Annotated in this window: 16 protein-coding genes; 3 read left to right on the top strand and 13 right to left on the bottom strand. The window is 71.3% G+C overall.

Annotated elements, in window-relative coordinates:
* Position 1 precedes the first annotated feature (1 nt).
* The 6 genes from mltG to ASC54_RS10945 all read right to left on the bottom strand — a co-directional run bounded on the left by mltG (position 2) and on the right by ASC54_RS10945 (position 6,972).
* Complete coding sequence (gene mltG / locus ASC54_RS10970) at positions 2-1,237, bottom strand: endolytic transglycosylase MltG (RefSeq protein WP_082515058.1); 1,236 nt, start codon at positions 1,235-1,237, stop codon at positions 2-4.
* Entirely contained in the window at positions 1,234-1,707 is a 474-nt protein-coding gene (gene ruvX / locus ASC54_RS10965) for a Holliday junction resolvase RuvX (RefSeq protein ID WP_082515057.1), read from the bottom strand. Before ruvX ends, mltG begins: the two co-directional genes overlap by 4 nt.
* Positions 1,708-1,709: 2 nt before the next feature.
* Positions 1,710-4,367, bottom strand: coding sequence for an alanine--tRNA ligase (gene alaS, locus ASC54_RS10960; RefSeq protein WP_055861109.1), 2,658 nt, complete (start codon positions 4,365-4,367; stop codon positions 1,710-1,712).
* A 92-nt stretch (positions 4,368-4,459) separates the two neighbouring features.
* Positions 4,460-4,684, bottom strand: a complete 225-nt coding sequence (locus ASC54_RS10955; RefSeq protein WP_055861105.1) for a hypothetical protein — start codon at positions 4,682-4,684, stop codon at positions 4,460-4,462.
* A gap of 140 nt (positions 4,685-4,824) precedes the next feature.
* Positions 4,825-5,454 carry a 30S ribosomal protein S4 gene (rpsD, locus tag ASC54_RS10950; RefSeq protein ID WP_055861102.1) on the bottom strand — a complete coding sequence of 210 codons (630 nt, stop codon included), beginning with the start codon at positions 5,452-5,454 and terminating at the stop codon, positions 4,825-4,827.
* A 153-nt stretch (positions 5,455-5,607) separates the two neighbouring features.
* A complete protein-coding gene (locus ASC54_RS10945) occupies positions 5,608-6,972 on the bottom strand; it encodes a replication-associated recombination protein A (protein ID WP_082515056.1) in 1,365 nt (454 codons plus the stop codon).
* Positions 6,973-7,080: 108 nt separating this feature from the next.
* Between ASC54_RS10945 and ASC54_RS10940 the strand changes: the two genes are divergently transcribed.
* The 3 genes from ASC54_RS10940 (at position 7,081) to ASC54_RS10930 (ending at position 9,913) form a co-directional block, all read left to right on the top strand.
* The gene (locus tag ASC54_RS10940) at positions 7,081-7,872 is read left to right on the top strand and encodes a peptidylprolyl isomerase (protein ID WP_055861100.1); all 792 of its coding nucleotides are present in this window, start codon (positions 7,081-7,083) and stop codon (positions 7,870-7,872) included.
* A 111-nt stretch (positions 7,873-7,983) separates the two neighbouring features.
* Complete coding sequence (locus tag ASC54_RS10935; protein WP_055861097.1) at positions 7,984-9,219, top strand: DUF349 domain-containing protein; 1,236 nt, start codon at positions 7,984-7,986, stop codon at positions 9,217-9,219.
* A 97-nt stretch (positions 9,220-9,316) separates the two neighbouring features.
* Positions 9,317-9,913, top strand: a complete 597-nt coding sequence (locus ASC54_RS10930; protein ID WP_055861094.1) for a hypothetical protein — start codon at positions 9,317-9,319, stop codon at positions 9,911-9,913.
* On the opposite strand, the gene ASC54_RS10925 is transcribed toward ASC54_RS10930, so the two are convergent.
* The 7 genes from ASC54_RS10925 to ruvC all read right to left on the bottom strand — a co-directional run bounded on the left by ASC54_RS10925 (position 9,900) and on the right by ruvC (position 17,683).
* Positions 9,900-12,149: a bifunctional (p)ppGpp synthetase/guanosine-3',5'-bis(diphosphate) 3'-pyrophosphohydrolase gene (locus tag ASC54_RS10925; RefSeq protein WP_055861091.1), complete on the bottom strand. Its 2,250-nt coding sequence runs from the start codon at positions 12,147-12,149 to the stop codon at positions 9,900-9,902. The two genes, ASC54_RS10930 and ASC54_RS10925, sit on opposite strands and share 14 nt — an antisense overlap.
* Before the next feature lie 37 nt (positions 12,150-12,186).
* Positions 12,187-13,197, bottom strand: a complete 1,011-nt coding sequence (gene secF / locus ASC54_RS10920; RefSeq protein WP_055861088.1) for a protein translocase subunit SecF — start codon at positions 13,195-13,197, stop codon at positions 12,187-12,189.
* On the bottom strand, positions 13,194-14,924 hold the full coding sequence (gene secD, locus ASC54_RS10915) for a protein translocase subunit SecD (protein ID WP_055861086.1): 1,731 nt from the start codon (positions 14,922-14,924) through the stop codon (positions 13,194-13,196). The genes secF and secD overlap by 4 nt, the downstream gene beginning before the upstream one ends.
* Before the next feature lie 75 nt (positions 14,925-14,999).
* Complete coding sequence (gene yajC / locus ASC54_RS10910; RefSeq protein WP_235451459.1) at positions 15,000-15,341, bottom strand: preprotein translocase subunit YajC; 342 nt, start codon at positions 15,339-15,341, stop codon at positions 15,000-15,002.
* 109 nt (positions 15,342-15,450) lie between these two features.
* A complete protein-coding gene (ruvB, locus tag ASC54_RS10905; RefSeq protein WP_055861079.1) occupies positions 15,451-16,467 on the bottom strand; it encodes a Holliday junction branch migration DNA helicase RuvB in 1,017 nt (338 codons plus the stop codon).
* Positions 16,464-17,108, bottom strand: coding sequence for a Holliday junction branch migration protein RuvA (gene ruvA, locus ASC54_RS10900; RefSeq protein ID WP_055861076.1), 645 nt, complete (start codon positions 17,106-17,108; stop codon positions 16,464-16,466). The genes ruvB and ruvA overlap by 4 nt, the downstream gene beginning before the upstream one ends.
* Positions 17,105-17,683, bottom strand: a complete 579-nt coding sequence (ruvC, locus tag ASC54_RS10895; RefSeq protein ID WP_055861073.1) for a crossover junction endodeoxyribonuclease RuvC — start codon at positions 17,681-17,683, stop codon at positions 17,105-17,107. The genes ruvA and ruvC overlap by 4 nt, the downstream gene beginning before the upstream one ends.
* Between the last annotated feature and the right edge of the window lie 3 nt (positions 17,684-17,686).

Here is a 17,686-nt window from a genome sequence, read left to right as displayed (position 1 = left end):
GCTAGTCGCAGTACACGGTGCGGTTCTCCTCCGAGGAGTTGCACCACTCCTGCAGCTGACGCACGGCCGCCTCGTGCTGCGCGAGCGTCTCGGAGAAGACCGTCTCGCCGGTGGCGAGATTCACGGTCACGAAGTAGAGCCAGTCCCCCTCGGGCGGGGCGGCGGCGGCCTCGAGCGCGGCGTCGCCGGGGGCGCCGATCGGTCCGACGGGCAGTCCGGGGTTGGCGTAGGTGTTGTAGGGGTTCGACGCGTCGGCCCGCTCGGCGTCGGTCGTGAAGACCGAGTCGAAGTCCTGCGTGCCGTAGTGCACGGTCGCGTCGCTCTGGAGGAGCATCCCCTCGTCGATGCGGTTCGTGAACACGCGCGCGACCCGACCGAAGTCCTCCAGGTCGCCGCCCGCTTCGCGCTGCACGACCGATGCGAGCGTGAGCACGCGGTACCGGTCCTCCGGCGCGACGCCCAGGGCGTCCAGCCGCGCCGTCATCTCACTCACGAGGCGCTCGATGACCTGCTCGGCCGTGACCCCGGGGTCGAAGGTGTAGGTGGCCGGGAACAGGTAGCCCTCGATCGACGGCGCCTCCGCCGGCACGCCGTAGCGCGTCGGGTCGGCCACCGCGGCCTGGAAGTCCTCCACCGGCAGGCCCGTCCCGAGAGCCAGCAGCTCGAGCGTGCTGCTCAGCACCTCGCCCTCGCGGATCAGGACCGTGCTCTCCACCCGGTTGGCGGGGTCGAGGAGCGCATCGAGAGCCGACTGCGCCGACATCTCGCCCTGCAGCGCGTAGGTGCCGGGCTGGAAGGCGATGGACGAGTCGGCCAGGAGGAGGTCGTAGAAGGCGCTGAAGCTCATCGTGACGCCCGCGTCCTGCAGGGTGAGCGCGATGTCCTCGCCGATGTCGCCGGGCCGGATGGTGACGAGGACCTCCTCCCCGTTCCCCTCGCCCTCGTAGTCGTCGGGCAGCTCGATGCCGAGCACCTCGCGGATCTGCGGCTCGAAGTTCGTCCACGCGAACCATGCGGAGCCGGCGCCGAGGCCCAGCAGGAGGGCGATGATGCCGATGACGACAGGAGCGCGACCGCTGCGACGGCGGGCGGGGCGATCGAAGCCGGAGCGCCGGGCGCGCCGGGTGGCGGGTGCAGCGTCGGGCTCGGGAGCGGTGGCGGAGCGGGCGCCGCGGCGGTCGGAGTCGGGCTGGGTGGCGAAGATCTCGGCCCAGGTGTCGTCGTCGTTGTTCGTCACGGTGCGGGGGGACCTCCGTCGGGATCCACGATCGTGCCGGGAGCCTCGCCCCGCGACTTCTCGTGGTCGAGCGCGTGCTGGAGCAGGATAACAGCGGCCACCTGGTCCACGACGGACCGCGAGTTCCTCGCATTCCTGCCGGAGTCGCGCAGCGCGCGCGCGGCCGTGACGGTCGTGAGCCTCTCGTCGACGAGCCGCACGGGAGTCTCGGGCATCGCGGTCGCGAGCTGCGCCGCGACCTGCCTCGAGTCCTCCGTCGAGGCGGTGTCGGCGCCGCTCAGCGACAGCGGGAGGCCGACGACCACCTCGATCGCCTCGTGCTCGAGAACGAGGCGGCGGATGCTCTCCACGACGTCGTCGCGGCGCGCGAGCGTCTCAACAGGCGTCGCGAGGATCCCGTGGTGATCGCTGCGGGCGACCCCCACTCGCGCCTTCCCGACGTCGACGCCCAGGCGCACCCCCACCCGCACGATCAGCCGCGGAGCTCGCGCAGCACGGCCTCGAGCGCCGCGGGGATCGCCGACGGGTCGGTTCCGCCGCCCTGGGCGAGGTCGTCCTTGCCGCCGCCTCCGCCGCCGAGCACGCCGGAGGCGGTGCGGGCGAGCGCGCCCGCCTTCGCTCCGGCCTCGCGCGCGGCCGGCGTGGTGGCGACGATGACGGTCGCCTTGCCGCCGACCTCGGCCGCGAGCACGACGACGGCCGGCTGCGCGGCGAGCCGCTCGCGCACGCTCGTCGCGAGCGAGCGCACGTCGTCGGCGGAGCCGAGCGCGCCGAGGTGCTCGGCCACCACGGTGTACGCGCCGACGCTCGTGGCCGACTGGGCCAGGGCGGGGACGCGCTCGCTGAGGCGGCTGGCTTCGAACTGGGCGATCTTCTTCTCGGCGGACTTCAGCTGCGCGCTCAGGTCGGCGATGCGCTCGGCGAGCTGATCGCGCGGGGTCTTGAGGCTGCTCGTGAGCTGCTGGACGAGCGCGCGCTCGGCCGCGAGCTCGCGGAAGGCCTCGAGGCCGACGAGCGCCTCGACGCGGCGGTTGGTCGATCCGACGCTCGACTCGCTCACGAGGCTGATCATGCCTATCTCGGCCGAGGCGCCGACGTGGGTGCCCGCGCAGAGCTCGCGCGACCAGGGGCCGCCGATGTCGACGACGCGCACGGTGTCGCCGTACTTCTCGCCGAAGAGCGCCATCGCCCCGAGCGACTTCGCCTCGTCGAGCGCCATGATGCGGGTGTCGACCGGGAGGTTGTCCCGCACGGCGATGTTGCTGATCTCCTCGATCTCGCTGCGCGTGGCGGCGCTGAGGGCCTGGTTCCAGCTGAAGTCCAGTCGCATGTAGCCGGCCTTGTTGTACGAGCCCGACTGGTGGGCGTCGTGCCCGAGCGTCTGGCGCAGCGCGGCGTGGATCACGTGCGTCGCGGAGTGCGCCTGCGTCGCCGAGCGGCGGTAGACGGGGTCGACCTGGGTGCGCGCAGGGTCGCCGACGTGCACCTCGCCCGAGCGCACCTGCACGGTGTGGCTGATGAGGCCCTTGACGGGCTTCTGCACGTCGAGCACCTCGAGGTCGAAGCCGGTGCCGACGATCGCGCCCTCGTCGCTGTCCTGTCCGCCCGACTCCGCGTACAGGGTGGTCTCGGCGAGGATGACCTCGGCGATGTCGCCCGCCTGAGCGAGGGGCACGCTCTGGCCGCCGACGAGGATGCCGAGCACGGTCGTCTCGGTCTCGAGCTCGTCGTAGCCGAGGAAGGCCGTCTCGCCGGCCGCACGGAACGCGCCGTAGACGCTCAGATCGGCGAGGGCGCCCTTCTTCGACTTGGCGTCGAGCTTCGCGCGCGTGCGCTGCTCGGTCATGAGCCGGTCGAACTCGGCGCGGTCGACGGTGAGGCCGTTCTCCTCCGCCATCTCCAGCGTGAGATCGAGCGGGAAGCCGAAGGTGTCGTGCAGCTGGAAGACCGTGTCGCCCGGCAGGGTGCTCGCGCCTGCCGCGGTGGTCTGCGCGACGGCGAGGTCGAGGATCGTCGTGCCGGCCGCGAGCGTGCGCAGGAAGGCCTCCTCCTCGCCGAGCGCGAGGCGCGAGACGCGGTCGTAGTGCTCCGTGATCTCCGGGTAGGCGGCGCTCATCGCGTCGCGCGAGGCGGCGAAGAGCACCTCGAAGCTCGGCGCGTCGACCCCGAGAAGGCGCATGGCGCGGATGCTCCTCCGGAGCAGGCGGCGCAGGATGTACCCCCGCCCCTCGTTGCCGGGTGCGACGCCATCGGTCATGAGCATGAGGCTCGAGCGCACGTGGTCGGCGATGACGCGCATCCGCACGTCGTCGCCGTGGTCGGCGCCGTATCGGCGACCGGACATGGCGGATGCCGCGTCGAGGACGGGTCGCACCTGGTCGATCTCGTACATGTTCTCGACGCCCTGGGTGAGGAAGGCGACGCGCTCCATGCCCATGCCGGTGTCGATGTTCTTGTTCGGCAGCTCGCCGAGGATCTCGAAGTCGTTCTTGCCGGTGCCCTCGCCGCGGAGGTACTGCATGAAGACGAGGTTCCAGATCTCGACGTAGCGGTCGTCGTCGGTCGCGGGGCCGCCGTCGACGCCGTAGGCGGGGCCGCGGTCGAAGAAGATCTCCGAGCACGGGCCGGCGGGGCCGGGCTGCCCGGTCGACCAGTAGTTGGTGTCCATGTCGAGCCGCTGGATGCGCTCGTCGGGCAGGCCCGCGATCTTCTTCCAGAGCGCGATCGCCTCGTCGTCGTCCTTGTAGACGGTGACCCACAGGTCCTTCTCCTGGAAGCCCAGGCCGCCATCGCTCTGCGAGGTCGTCAGCAGCTCCCAGGCGTAGCCGATCGCTCCCTCCTTGAAGTAGTCGCCGAACGAGAAGTTGCCGTTCATCTGGAAGAACGTGCCGTGGCGAGGGGTCTTCCCGACCTCCTCGATGTCGTTCGTTCGGATGCACTTCTGCACGCTCGTGGCCCGAGGGTACGGCGCGGGCACGACCCCGGTGAGGTACGGCACGAACGGCACCATGCCGGCGACCGTGAAGAGGAGCGTCGGGTCGTCGCTGACGAGCGAGGCGGAGGGGACGACGGTGTGGCCGCGAGTTCCGAAGAAGTCGAGCCAGCGGCGCTGGATGTCGGCGGTCTGCATGGAGGTTCGAGGAGTCCTGTGATCAGTGGGGCGTGAACGTGCCGGGTACGGCGCGTCGCCCCGATGGGGGGCGCGGATGCCCGGCGAGGGTCTTAGGAGCGGCGCTCGAGGTCGGCGATCGTCGCCTCGGCCTCGGCGACGGCCGCGCGGAGCTCGGCCTCGCGCTGCCGGTACCCGTCGAGGACGGCCTCACCGAACCCGCGCGCCTTCGCGTCGACCTCGTCGAGGAACTGGCGGCCCTGGGGCGACTTCTCGACCCGGTGGGCGGCGAAGAATCCGATGGTGATGCCGATGACGAGCCAGACGGCGTTTCTCATGGGGGTCTCCCTCAACTGCGGCGGCGGCGGTGGCCCGGGGTGCCGGGCGCGGTTCCACCTTAGCGCCGGTGCCGGAACGCCGAACGGGGGCCCGGCGTGCGCCGGACCCCCGTTCGTTCGCTCCTGCGGAGCGGCCGGTTCTATCGAGCCGCGTAGTACTCGACGACGAGCTGGACCTCGCAGGTCACGGGGACCTCGGAGCGCTTCGGGCGGCGCACGAGGCGCGCCTGGAGCTTGTCGAGCTCGACATCCAGGTAGGCCGGGACCTTGGGGAGGACGTCGACGTGACCGCCGGCCGCGGCGACCTGGAACGGCTCCATCGACTCGCTCTTGGGCTTGACGTGGATGAGCTGCTCGGGCTTCACGCGGAAGGACGGGCGGTCGACGATCTTGCCGTCGACGAGGATGTGGCGGTGCACGACCATCTGGCGGGCCTGCGCCGTGGTGCGGGCGAAGCCGGCGCGCAGGACGAGGGCGTCGAGACGCATCTCGAGGAGCTCGACGAGGTTCTCGCCGGTCAGGCCGGCGGTGCGGCGGGCCTCCTGGAAGATGATGCGCAGCTGGGCCTCGCGGATGCCGTACTGGGCGCGGAGACGCTGCTTCTCGCGAAGACGGACGGCGTAGTCGCTGTCGGCCTTGCGCTTGGTGCGGCCGTGCTCGCCCGGAGCGTAGGGGCGCTTCTCGAGGTACTTGGCGGCCTTCGGGGTGAGGGCGATGCCGAGCGCGCGGGAGAGGCGGGTCTTGCTGCGGGTGCGTGACTTGGTGGACACGTTTTCCTTCCATGCTCGTGGCCGCGACTGTCACGGCTCACGGACGTACACCGCTCCGTCCGGTCCGAAACGCACGCCGAGGCGTTCCGGTGGAGACTGCGAGGGAGGGTGTGCCCATATCTGACGGGCCGGTAGAGCTTAGCAGACGGCCGCTCAGTCGCCCGAGCCGCGGCGTCCGCGGAGGATCGCGCGGAGTTTCTCCAGGCGCGCCGAGATCTCCCGCTCGTGACCGCGCTCGCTCGGCCGGTAGTACTCGGTACCGGCGAGCGGGTCGGGCAGGTGCTGCTGCTCGACGACGCCGATGGGCTCGTCGTGCGGGTAGACGTAGCCCTTCCCGTGGCCGAGGCGCTTCGCCCCGGGGTAGTGCGCGTCGCGCAGCGGCTTCGGGACGCGACCGATGCGGCCCGATCGGACATCCGCGATCGCCTCGTCGATGCCGCGGTACGCGGCGTTCGACTTCGGCGCGGTCGCGAGGTACACGACGGCCTCGGCGAGCGGGATGCGCCCCTCCGGCATGCCGATGAGCTGGACGGCCTGAGCGGCGGCGACCGCGATCGGCAGGGCCTGCGGGTCGGCGAGGCCGATGTCCTCCGAGGCCGAGATGATGACGCGGCGAGCGATGAAGCGCGGGTCCTCCCCCGCCTCGATCATGCGCGCGAGGTAGTGCAGCGCCGCATCGGGGTCGCTGCCCCTGATCGACTTGATGAAGGCGCTGATGACGTCGTAGTGCTCATCGCCGTTCTTGTCGTAGCGCAGGAGGGCGCGGTCGACGGCGGCGGCGACGATCTCCGCCGTGATGACCGGATGCTCGGCCGCGGTCGCGCCCTCGCTCGAGCCGCGATCGCTGGCCGCCGACTGCGCGGCCGCCTCGAGCGCGGTGAGGGCGCGACGGGCATCCCCCGAGGCCAGGCGGACGATCGCCTCCCGGGCCGCCGGCTCGAGGGCGACGGCGCCCTTGAGCCCCCGCGGGTCGGCGACGGCGCGGTCGACGAGGGTGCCGAGGTCGTCGTCGGAGAGCTGCTCGAGGGTCAGCAGGAGCGAGCGGCTCAGCAGCGGCGCGATCACGGAGAACGACGGATTCTCGGTCGTCGCGGCGATGAGGATGACCCAGCCGTTCTCCACGCCCGGCAGGAGCGCATCCTGCTGCGCCTTCGTGAAGCGGTGGATCTCGTCGAGGAAGAGCACGGTGGAGGAGCCGTACAGGTCGCGGTCGGCGAGGGCCCGCTCCATGACCTCGCGCACGTCGCGCACGCCCGCGGTGATGGCCGACAGCTCGACGAAGCGGCGGCCCGACTGCCGGGCGATCGCCTGGGCGAGAGTCGTCTTGCCGGTGCCGGGCGGGCCCCAGAGGATCACCGAGACCGCGCTCGGGGCGCGGCCGTCGTCGCGGGCGAGGCTCACGAGCGGAGAGCCCGGCCCCAGGAGGTGCGACTGGCCCGCGACCTCGTTGAGGCGCGTCGGACGCATGCGCACCGCGAGGGGGACGGCGGCGGAGCCGAGCCCGGGGCGAGCATCCATGCGAAGGAGACTAGCGCCGCCCCCGGACAGCGAGTCGCCGCGGACGTCGGGCGGCGGAGTCGCGCTCGGCTAGAGTTCCCCACGGAAATCGACCTCGAGGAGGCCCGAGTGGCACGCAGCACGTCGACGAGCGAGCGCGAGGCGCGCGAGCGCCTGCGCCGGTACCAGGCGCGGCAGACCCTGCACGAGTCCCGCACCGCTCGCCGAGTGCGCGACAACATCGGCGCCGTGATCGCGCTCGTCGTGGTGGCCGCGGTCGCCACGATCGGCCAGATCGTCTACTTCAGCGCGGGTCCCGGTGCCCCGGAGCCCGTCGCGAGCGCCTCGCCCTCTCCCTCGTCCGGCGCGAGCGATGAGGCGGAGGGGGCCCAGCCGCCCTCCCCCGAGGTGAGCGAGTTCCGCGAGTGGTCGGGGACGATGACGATCAACGAGAGCATCCCTCTCGAGCTCACCCTCGACGGCATGGCGGCCCCGCAGGCCGTCGCGTCGTTCGTGCAGCTGACCCAGGACGGCTTCTACGACGGCCTCACCTGCCACCGGCTGACGACCTCGGGGATCTTCGTCCTGCAGTGCGGCGACCCCGTCGGCGACGGCACCGGGGGCCCCGACTACCGCTACGGCCCGATCGAGAACGCCCCGGCCGACGACGTCTACCCCGCAGGCACCCTCGCGATGGCGCGCCAGGGCGGCGACGGCGCGAGCATGGGCAGCCAGTTCTTCATCGTCTACGAGGAGTCCACGATCCCCTCCGACGCCGCGGGCGGATACACGGTCCTCGGCGAGATCACGGGCGGGCTCGAGGCCCTCATCGACGAGGTCGTCGCGGGCGGCGTCGAGGGCGGGGCGACGGATGGCCGCCCCGCGACCGCGGCGACGATCACCTCCATCACGATCGAGTAAGAATCACCGATCAGCGTCCGACCGCCTGATGGCCGGTCGGCCCGGTGCAATATGCTGAACAGCCGTCCGACCACCGAGGCCGTCGGACGCAGTCGATGAGGATGATGCGCCGTGGCAGTGAATGAGCAGACGACCGTGTGGGGCCGGGTCGATAAGACCGGCACCGTGTACGTGACCGATCGCGGCGTGGAGCGCGCCGTCGGGCAGTACCCCGACGGCTCGGCCGAGGAGGCTCTCGCCTACTTCACGCGCAAGTTCTCGGAGCTCGAGGGCCAGGTCCGGCTCGTGGAGCAGCGGGCCAAGGGCGGCGCCCCCGCCGCCGACGTCGCGAAGACCGTCGCGCACCTGACGCACGCGCTCGAGGAGGCGGCCGCGGTCGGCGACCTCGAGGCCCTCCGGACCCGACTCGCCGCGCTCAGCGGCACCGTCGAGAAGCTCACGGAGGAGCAGCAGGCCGAGCAGCGCGCGGCCGTGGCCGCCGCCGTCGAGCAGCGCACCGCGATCGTGACCGCCGCCGAGGCGATCGCCGCGAAGGATCCGCAGTCGCTGCAGTGGAAGCAGGTGTCGGCGACGCTCGACGACCTCTTCGCCCAGTGGAAGGACCACCAGCAGAACGGCCCGCGACTGCCGAAGAAGGAGGCGGACGAGCTCTGGAAGCGCTTCCGCACCGCTCGGAGCGCGGTCGAGGGCCACCGCCGGGCGTTCTTCGCCGGGCTCGACGCCGAGCACAAGGAGGCGAAGACGCGCAAGCAGCAGCTCGTCTCCCAGGCCGAGGCTCTCGCCGGACAGGGCACCGCGGGGATCCCGGCGTACCGGCGCCTGCTCGACGAGTGGAAGCTCGCCGGCCGCGCCGGCAAGAAGGTCGACGACGCCCTGTGGGCGGCGTTCAAGGCCGCGGGCGACGTGCTCTACGCCGCCAAGGCCGAGGTCGACGCGCGCGAGAACGAGGAGTTCGCCGGCAACCTCGAGGCCAAGCTCGCACTCCTCACCGAGGCCGAGCCGCTGCTGAAGGCGACCGACCGCGTCGTGGCGCGCAACACGCTCACCAACATCCAGCGCCGCTGGGACGCGATCGGGAAGGTCCCGCGCGACCAGGTCAAGGTCGTGGAGGATCGACTGCGCCGCATCGAGCAGGCCGTCAAGGCGCTCGAGGAGGAGCACTGGCAGAAGAACGACCCCGAGAAGAAGGCGCGCTCGCAGGGCCTCGCCGCCCAGCTGCACGACGCGATCGCCGCTCTCGAGGCCGAGATCGAGACCGCGCGCGGAGCGAAGGACTCGGCGCGCGTCGCCGAGCTCGAGGAGTCGCTTCAGGCCAGGAAGGCGTGGCTCGCGGCCGTCGACCGCTGAGCCGCCGTTCTCCCCAGCCCGGGCGGCGCTGCGGGTTCTCCACCGTTCCGCGCTGCGACGGCGCGGGGGGTGACTGACTGGGTCCATGCTCCCCCGCATGACTCCGCGACTGCCCCTCATCCTCGATGACCGCGATCTCCCCGCCGTCGAGCTGCGTGCCGCCCAGCTCGACGGCGAGCTCGACGCGCTCGGCGAGGCGTTCCTCGTCACCGATTCCCCCGTCACGCCGGTCGCCCGGGCGGCGAGCCTGGCGACGCGCATCCCCGACCGCACCATCCTGCACGGCCGCAGCGCCGCGTGGGTGTGGGGCTGGTCGCCGGAGCCGGCGCCCCTGGCTCTCTGCGTGCCTCTGACCGCGCGCATCGGCTCGGCGACGAGGCGCGCACTGAGGGTGCGGGAGGTCTCGATCGACCGGGACGAGGTGCACGAGCTCGCGGGCGTCGCGGTCACGAGCCCGGAGCGGACCCTCATCGACCTCGCCCGCTTCGACGAGAGCGACGGCATCGTGCAGCTGCTCGCCGCCGGCATGGTGATCGGCCGCATGACCGACGACGTCGTCGCTGCCGCGCTCGACCGTCGGCCGGCCTCGGCCGGCCGTCGTCGCGCCCGGGAGCGACTCCGGACGGCGCGCGCGCTGCTCGAGCGCGGCGGGGCCGGGGCGATCGGGGCTCTGGGCGGGGCTAGCCGTTGCTGACGCGGTAGACGTCGTACACGGCGTCGATGCGGCGGACGGCGTTGAGCACGCGATCGAGGTGCGTGACGTCGCCCATCTCGAAGACGAAGCGGCTGAGAGCCAGGCGGTCGCGGGAGGTGTTCACGCTCGCGGACAGAATGTTGACGTGGTGCTCCGACAGCACGCGCGTCACGTCCGAGAGCAGACCGCTGCGGTCGAGCGCCTCGACCTGGATCTGCACGAGGAACAGGCTCTTGGAGGTCGGAGCCCACTCGACCTCGATCATGCGATCCGGCTCCGCGAGCAGGGACTGGACGTTCGTGCAGTCGGCGCGGTGCACGCTCACGCCCGTCCCGCGGGTGACGAAGCCCACGATCTCGTCGCCGGGAACGGGCGTGCAGCACTTCGCGAGCTTGACCAGGATGTCGGGCGCGCCGCGGACGAGCACGCCCGAATCGCTCGTCCGCACCGGGGTGCGGCCGCGCGTGGGGACGACGAAGGGCTCATCGTCGCTCTCGGCATCGACGTGGAGGCCCGCGACGATCTTCTCGATGACCGACTGCGTGGACACGTGGCCCTCGCCGACGGCGGCGTAGAGGGCGTCGACGGTCTCGTAGCGCAGCTGCGAGGCGACCTCGGCGACGGAGTCCTGGGTCATCAGCCGCTGGAGCGGCAGATTCTGCTTGCGCATCGCGCGCGCGATCGCGTCGCGTCCCTGCTCGATCGCTTCGTCGCGGCGCTCCTTCGTGAACCACTGGCGGATCTTCGAGCGGGCGCGCGTGCTCGTGACGAAGTTGAGCCAGTCCTGGCTCGGCCCCGCATCGGGGTTCTTGGAGGTGAACACCTCGACGGAGTCGCCCGAGTTGAGCACGCTCTCCAGCGGGACGAGGCGCCCGTTGACCTTGGCCCCCATCGTCCGATGGCCGATCTCGGTGTGGACGGCGTAGGCGAAGTCGACCGGCGTCGCGCCGGCGGGCAGGCCGATCACCTTGCCCTGCGGGGTGAAGACGTAGACCTCCTTCGCGCCGATCTCGTATCGGAGGTTGTCGAGGAACTCACCGGGATCGCTCGTCTCCGCCTGCCAGTCGGAGATGTGGGCGAGCCACGCCATGTCGGTGTCGCTGCGCCCCTGCTCGACCGCGCCGCGGCCGGAGTTCATGCGCTCCTTGTACTTCCAGTGCGCGGCGACGCCGAACTCGGCGCGCTGGTGCATCTCGTGGGTCCGGATCTGGATCTCCACCGGGCGACCGCCCGGCCCGAACACCGTCGTGTGCAGCGACTGGTAGAGGTTGAACTTGGGCGTGGCGATGTAGTCCTTGAACCGACCGGGCATGGGGTTCCAGCGCGCGTGGACGGCGCCGAGGACGGCGTAGCAGTCGCGGATCGTGTTCACGAGGATCCGGATGCCCGTGAGGTCGTAGATCTCCTCGAAGTCGCGGCCGCGGTTCACCATCTTCTGGTAGATCGAGTAGTACTGCTTCGGCCGGCCGATGATCTGGGACTTGATCTTCGACTGCCGCAGGTCGCTCGTGATCGCGTCGATCACCTGCTGGACGAAGGCCTCGCGCTCAGGCGTGCGGTTCTTGACCAGGCTCTCGATCTCGACATAGATCTTCGGGTGGAGGACGGCGAAGGAGAGATCCTCGAGCTCCCACTTGATCGTCGAGATGCCCAGTCGATGGGCCAGCGGCGCGTAGATCTCGAGCGTCTCCTGCGCCTTCCGACGCGCCGAGTCGCTCTCGACGAAGCCCCACGTGCGGGCGTTGTGGAGGCGGTCGGCGAGCTTGATGAGCAGCACGCGGATGTCCTTCGACATCGCCACGATCATCTTCCGGACCGTCTCCGCCTGCGCGCTGTCGCCGTACTTGACCTTGTCGAGCTTGGTGACGCCGTCGACGAGCATCGCGATCTCGTCGCCGAAATCGGCCCGCAGCTGGTCGAGCGTGTACGGCGTGTCCTCCACCGTGTCGTGCAGCAGCGAGGCGGCGAGGGTCTTCACTCCGATGCCGAGGTCGGCGAGGATCTGCGTCACGGCGACGGGGTGAGTGATGTAGGGCTCGCCGCTCTTGCGGGTCTGGCCGCGGTGCGCCTGCTCGGCGGTCTGGTAGGCGCGCTCGAGGAGCGCGATGTCGGCCTTGGGGTGCTGGGCGCGCACCGTCTTGACGAGCCCGTCGAAGCCCCCGATGGGCTGCGCCCGGGAGAACAGCCGGGGAAGGAGCGCGCGGAGGGTCGCCGTGTTCTGCGTCGTGTCCGTCATCGGCGGCCTCCCCGTCGCGATTCTACGCGGGCTCGGCTCAGCGGACGGCGCCGGACTCCGGGACCGCTCGCTTCTCCCGGCCGCCCTGCTTCTTGACCTCGGGTTCGCTCTCGCGCAGGTGCACGTAGAGCGGCGCGGCGAGGAAGATCGAGGAGTACGTGCCGACGATCGTTCCGACGAAGAGCGCGAGGGCGATGTCGAACAGCGTTCCGGCGCCGAGCAGCAGCGCACCGATCAGCAGGATGGACGCGACCGGCAGAGTCGCGACGATCGATGTGTTGATCGAGCGGACGAGGGTCTGGTTGACGGCGAGATTCACCGACTCCGCGAACGTCCGGCGCGACTCCAGGCCATCTTCCCCCGTGTTCTCGCGCACCTTGTCGAACACCACGACGGTGTCGTAGAGCGAGTACCCGAGGATGGTCAGGAACCCGATGACCGCGGCCGGCGTGATCTCGAAGCCGAAGATGCCGTAGATGCCCACGGTGATGATGAGGTCGTGCACGAGAGCGACCATCGCCGCGAGCGACATCTTCCAGGTGCGGAAGTACAGCGCCATGACCAGGCTCGCGAGCAGGAGGAACACCACGAGCGCGATGATCGCCTGACGCGTGATGTCGCCGCCCCACGTGGCACCGATGAAGCTCGTGCTGATCTGCGTGGCATCGACGTCGAAGGCCGTCGCGAGCGAATCGGCGACGTCGGTGGTCTCCTCCGGCGTGAGCTGCTCGGTCTGGACGCGGACGGAGTCTCCCCCGACCACGGAGACGCGCGGGTTCGAGCCGTCGACGACGTCGCTGACCGCCTGCGAGGCGATCTCCGTCGTCGACGCGGTGTCCATCGACGCCTCGGCGACCTGCGAGACGCGGAACTCGGACCCGCCGCGGAACTCGATCCCGAAGACGAACCCGCCGCGGAGAGCGGTGAGACCGATGGCCAGGATGACGGCGACGGCCGCGATCAGGTACCAGGTGCGTCGGCGGCCGACGAAGTCGAACGAGCGGGCGCCCGTGTACAGATCGTTGCCGAAGGCCGTGAAGTTGCTCATCGGGCGTCCTTCCCCTCGCCGCTCTGCTCGGCGGCCTTGCGCTCGGCGATGGTCTGGCGGCGCTGGGCCTCCCGGCTCGACGACGCGCGCTTGGTGGCGCTCACCGCCGCCGATGGCCGGAACTGCGCTCGACCCCGGTACACGGCGCCGAGCGCCTTCGGGTCGAGCCCGCTGAGCGGGTGCCCGCCGGAGAAGAACGACGTGCGGCCGAGCAGCTGCATCATCGGGTGGGTGAAGAGGGCGACCACGACGAGGTCGACGACCGTCGTGAGGCCGAGGGTGAACGCGAAGCCGCGCACGTTGCCGATCGCGAGGACGAAGAGCACCACGGCGGCGATGACGTTGATGACATCGGAGATGAGGATCGTACGGAAGGCGCGCTTCCATCCCGCCTCGACGGCGCCGTCGACCCGGCGGCCGTCGCGGAGCTCGTCGCGGATTCTTTCGAAGTAGACGATGAACGAGTCCGCGATCACGCCCACGGCGATGATCAGACCCGCCACGCCCGCGAGCGAGAGCCGGTAGCCCTGCTGGTTGGACAGGTAGGTGATCAGCAGGTAGGTGACGATTCCCGCGATGATGAGCGAGGCGATCGTGACCCCGCCGAGGGCGCGGTACTGCAGCAGCGAGTAGAGGACGACGAGTGCGAGGCCGACGAGGCCCGCGATGATGCCGCTCTGCAGCTGCGAGACGCCGAGCGTCGCGCTGATCTGATCCTGCGACTGCAGCTCGAAGCCGATCGGCAGAGCGCCGAACTTCAGCTGGTCGGCGAGCGTCTTGGCGCTCTCCTGCGTGAAGTTCCCGGTGATCTGCGGCTGACCGTTGGTGATCGCGCTGATCGTGCGCGGCGCGCTGATGACCTGGCCGTCGAGGACGATCGCGAACTGGTTGCGCACGCCCTCGAGGCCTACGAGCCGCTCGGTCACCTCGCGGAACTGGTCGGTGCCCTCGCCGTCGAACTCGAGGAAGACGCCCCACTCGTTGGTGCTGACGCCCGTCGACGACTGGATGAGCCCGGAGGACGCGTCGGCGATCCGGGCACCGGTCACCTCGACCGGGCCGAGGATGTACTTGAGCGACGAGTCGGCCTCGCACGTGACGAGCGGCTCGTCCTCGGGGGCGACGTTCGCGCCGCTCTCGGTGACCGTCGCGCAGTCGAAGTCCTCGAACTGCTTCTGCAGCTCCGGCGTGATCCAGTTCGGGTCGCTCGCGTCGGTGGGCGATGCCGACGGGCTCGGCGCCGCGCTCGGCTCCTCCGACGGCTCGCTGCTCGGACTGGGGCTGGCGCTCGGGTCGCCCGCCGCGCCCTCCTCGCCGATGGTGCTGGATGAGGCCAGGTCGGCCGTCAGGACGGCCCGGAACTCGAGCTTCGCCGACGACCGGATCCGCTGCAGCGTGGCCTCGTCCGGGGTGCCCGGGATGGACACGACGATGTTCTGGCCGCCCTGCGTGTTGATCTCGGACTCGCTCACGCCGGCCGCGTCGACGCGCTGGCGGATGATGCCGACGGCCTGATCGAGCTGCTCCTGCGAGACGCTCTGCCCGGAGGACAGCTGCGGGGTCAGCGTGAGCTGGGTGCCGCCCTCGAGGTCGAGGGCGAGGCGGGGAGCCCACGACCCTTCGTTCCACAGCACGCTCGCCGCATTGCCGCCGATGAGGGCGACGATGATGACGAGGAGCCAGACGAGGGAGCGCAGCGCGCGGCGCTCGGGTGTGCTTCGTGCCACCTCAAGTACTCATTTCTGCTGGCCGCACGCTCACGACCGCCCGAGGGCGGTGCGCATGCGGCGCGGGAGGTTCGGTCAGTCGTTCTTCGCCGGGGTGCCGGGAGCCTCGGGCGTCGCGTCGGCATCGGCGGTGACGGCGCCCTCCTCGGCATCGTTCTGCCCGGCGTCCGACCGGTCGGTCTCGTCGACGACGCGGGCGAGGGTCTGGCGGTGCACCTTGACGGCGTTGCCCGGGCTCGTCTCGATGACGGCGATGTTGTTCTCCTCGTCGATCGAGAGGAGGGTCCCGAACAGGCCGAAGTTGGTCATGACCTCGGCACCGGGCACCATGGACTCCTGGAGCTTCGCCAGCTCCTCCTTGCGCTTCTTCGAGTTGCGCCACATGAAGAAGATGAGCATGGCCAGAACGGCCAGCATGACGAGAGTCAACGGGTCCATGGGGTGGTGAGCCTTTCGGGGACGTCTGCCGCGAGCGCGGAGTCAGAGGGGCGGCGGCGAGAGGATGCTCCCGCGCAGCCTCGCACAACTATAGGTCATCGGCGGAAGCCGACCGGGGCTCACGCCCGAGGTGGCGCCATGCCTCCGCAGTGGCGACGCGCCCACGCGGAGTCCGGGCGATGAGCCCGGTCCGGACGAGGAACGGCTCGACGACCGCCTCGATCGTCTCCGCCTCCTCGCCGACCGAGACGGCGAGCGTCGACAGGCCGACCGGCCCGCCGTCGAAGCGGTCGACGATCGCGTGGAGGACGGCGCGGTCGAGCCGGTCGAGCCCCTGCTCGTCGACGTCGTAGAGGTCGAGGGCGGCGCGCACCGCGGTCGTGTCCGCCCGCCCGCCGTGGACGAGGGCGAAGTCGCGCACGCGGCGCAGGAGCCGGTTGGCGATGCGCGGGGTGCCCCGGCTGCGTCCGGAGATCTCGCGCAGGGCATCCGTGTCGATGTCGAGGCGGAGGAGCGCGGCCGCGCGCTCCAGCACGCGGTGCAGCTCGGCGGGCTCGTAGAACTCCAGGTGCGCGGTGAAGCCGAAGCGGTCGCGCAGCGGGTTCGGCAGCAGGCCCGAGCGGGTCGTCGCGCCGACCAGGGTGAACGGCGCGAGCTCGAGCGGGATGCTCGTGGCGCCGGCGCCCTTGCCGACCATGATGTCGACGCGGAAGTCCTCCATCGCGAGGTAGAGCATCTCCTCCGCCGAGCGCGCCATGCGGTGGATCTCGTCGATGAAGAGCACCTCGCCCGGCACGAGTGAGGACAGCACGGCCGCGAGGTCGCCGGCGTGCTGGATGGCCGGGCCGCTCGTCATGCGCAGGGGCCGCTGCCCCTCGTGCGCGACGATCATCGCGAGCGTCGTCTTGCCCAGGCCCGGGGGGCCGGCGAGAAGGATGTGGTCGGGCGCGCGGTTCTGCAGCGTCGCGGCCTCGAGCAGCAGCTGCAGCTGCCGGCGCACCTTCTGCTGACCGACGAACTCGTCGAGGCTCTGCGGGCGCAGTGCGCCCTCGAACGCGAGCTCGGACTCGCTCTCGGGGCTCGCCCGCAGGATGTCGTCGCTCACGCGCGCCCTCCTCGGTCATCGGGGCGGGATGCCCGGGGCCCGAGCTGGGCGAGCGCGCGGCGCAGCAGCACGGGCAGGGGGCTGCGCTCGGCCGCGGGCTCGGCGGCGATCACGGCCTCGGCGGCATCGACGGCCGAGCGCTCGGGCCAGCCGAGCCCGGTGAGGGCCTCGACGAGGGCGAGGGTCGTCGCACCGTCGCCCGCCGGGGCGACCGCCGCGCGACCGGCCGCGGCCCCCGCGGGAGCGGTGATCTTGCCCGCGAGAGAGACGACGATGAGCTTCGCGGTCTTCGGCCCGATGCCGCTGACCTTCCGGAAGGGGGCGTCATCGTCGTCGTGGATGGCGCGAGCGATCGCTGCGGGCTCCATCTGGCCGAGGACCCCGAGCGCCGACTTCGGGCCCACCCCCGAGACCGTGCGCAGCAGGTCGAAGAGGTGCAGCTCGGTCTCGTCGACGAAGCCGAAGAGACTCACGTCGTCCTCCCGCACGACCATCGCCGTGTGCAGGAGGATGCGGTCGTCGACGCGCAGCTCGCGCGCGCAGCGCTCGGTCACGGCGACCGCGTAGCCGACGCCGGAGACCTCGAGCACGGCGCGGCCGGGGCCGAGCGCGATGACGGTTCCGCGCAGAGAGGCGATCACCTGTCGAGCCTAGGGGCGGCCGCCGACTTCTCGGCCGCGCGCCACGCGCGCTGCGCGGGCGTGAGCGCGCCTCCCCCGTCGGCCTCGGGCGCCGAGACCGCGCCCCTTCGCCAGCCGTGGCAGATGGCGAGGGCGAGGGCGTCGGCGGCGTCCGCGGGCGCGGGCGGGGCATCCAGTCGCAGGATGCGCTGCACCATCGCGGTGACCTGCTTCTTGTCGGCGGCGCCGTGCCCCGTGACGGCGGCCTTGACCTCGCTCGGGGTGTGGAGGGCGACCGCGAGGCCGCGGGCGGCCGCGGCGTGCAGCACGACGCCGCTCGCCTGCGCCGTGCCCATGACGGTGCGCACGTTGTGCTGGGCGAAGACGCGCTCGAGGGCGACGACGTCGGGCCGGTGCTCATCGATCAGCGCGGCGACGCCCTCGGCGATCGCGAGCACTCGCTGCTCGAGCGGCATCGCGGGCTCGGTGCGGACGACCGAGACGTGCACGAGGGTCGCCCGGCGCGTCGGGTCGATGTCGACGACCCCGATGCCGCAGCGCGTGAGCCCTGGGTCGACGCCGAGCACGCGCAGCACGGG

Origin of the sequence: Yonghaparkia sp. Root332 (assembly GCF_001425665.1) — a bacterium.
In the GTDB taxonomy this organism is placed as follows: domain Bacteria; phylum Actinomycetota; class Actinomycetes; order Actinomycetales; family Microbacteriaceae; genus Microcella.
The sequence above is the reverse complement of the archived record's forward strand: the minus strand, read 5'-3'. Positions and strand labels throughout refer to the sequence as shown.

Coding starts and splice junctions, on each gene's coding strand:
- alaS (WP_055861109.1), bottom strand. CDS start 4,367: ATGCAGACCGCCGACATCCAGCGCCGCTGGCTCGACTTCTTCGGAACT.
- ASC54_RS10955 (WP_055861105.1), bottom strand. CDS start 4,684: ATGAGAAACGCCGTCTGGCTCGTCATCGGCATCACCATCGGATTCTTC.
- ASC54_RS10945 (WP_082515056.1), bottom strand. CDS start 6,972: ATGGATGCTCGCCCCGGGCTCGGCTCCGCCGCCGTCCCCCTCGCGGTG.
- ASC54_RS10930 (WP_055861094.1), top strand. CDS start 9,317: ATGACTCCGCGACTGCCCCTCATCCTCGATGACCGCGATCTCCCCGCC.
- ASC54_RS10925 (WP_055861091.1), bottom strand. CDS start 12,149: ATGACGGACACGACGCAGAACACGGCGACCCTCCGCGCGCTCCTTCCC.
- secF (WP_055861088.1), bottom strand. CDS start 13,197: ATGAGCAACTTCACGGCCTTCGGCAACGATCTGTACACGGGCGCCCGC.
- yajC (WP_235451459.1), bottom strand. CDS start 15,341: ATGCTGGCCGTTCTGGCCATGCTCATCTTCTTCATGTGGCGCAACTCG.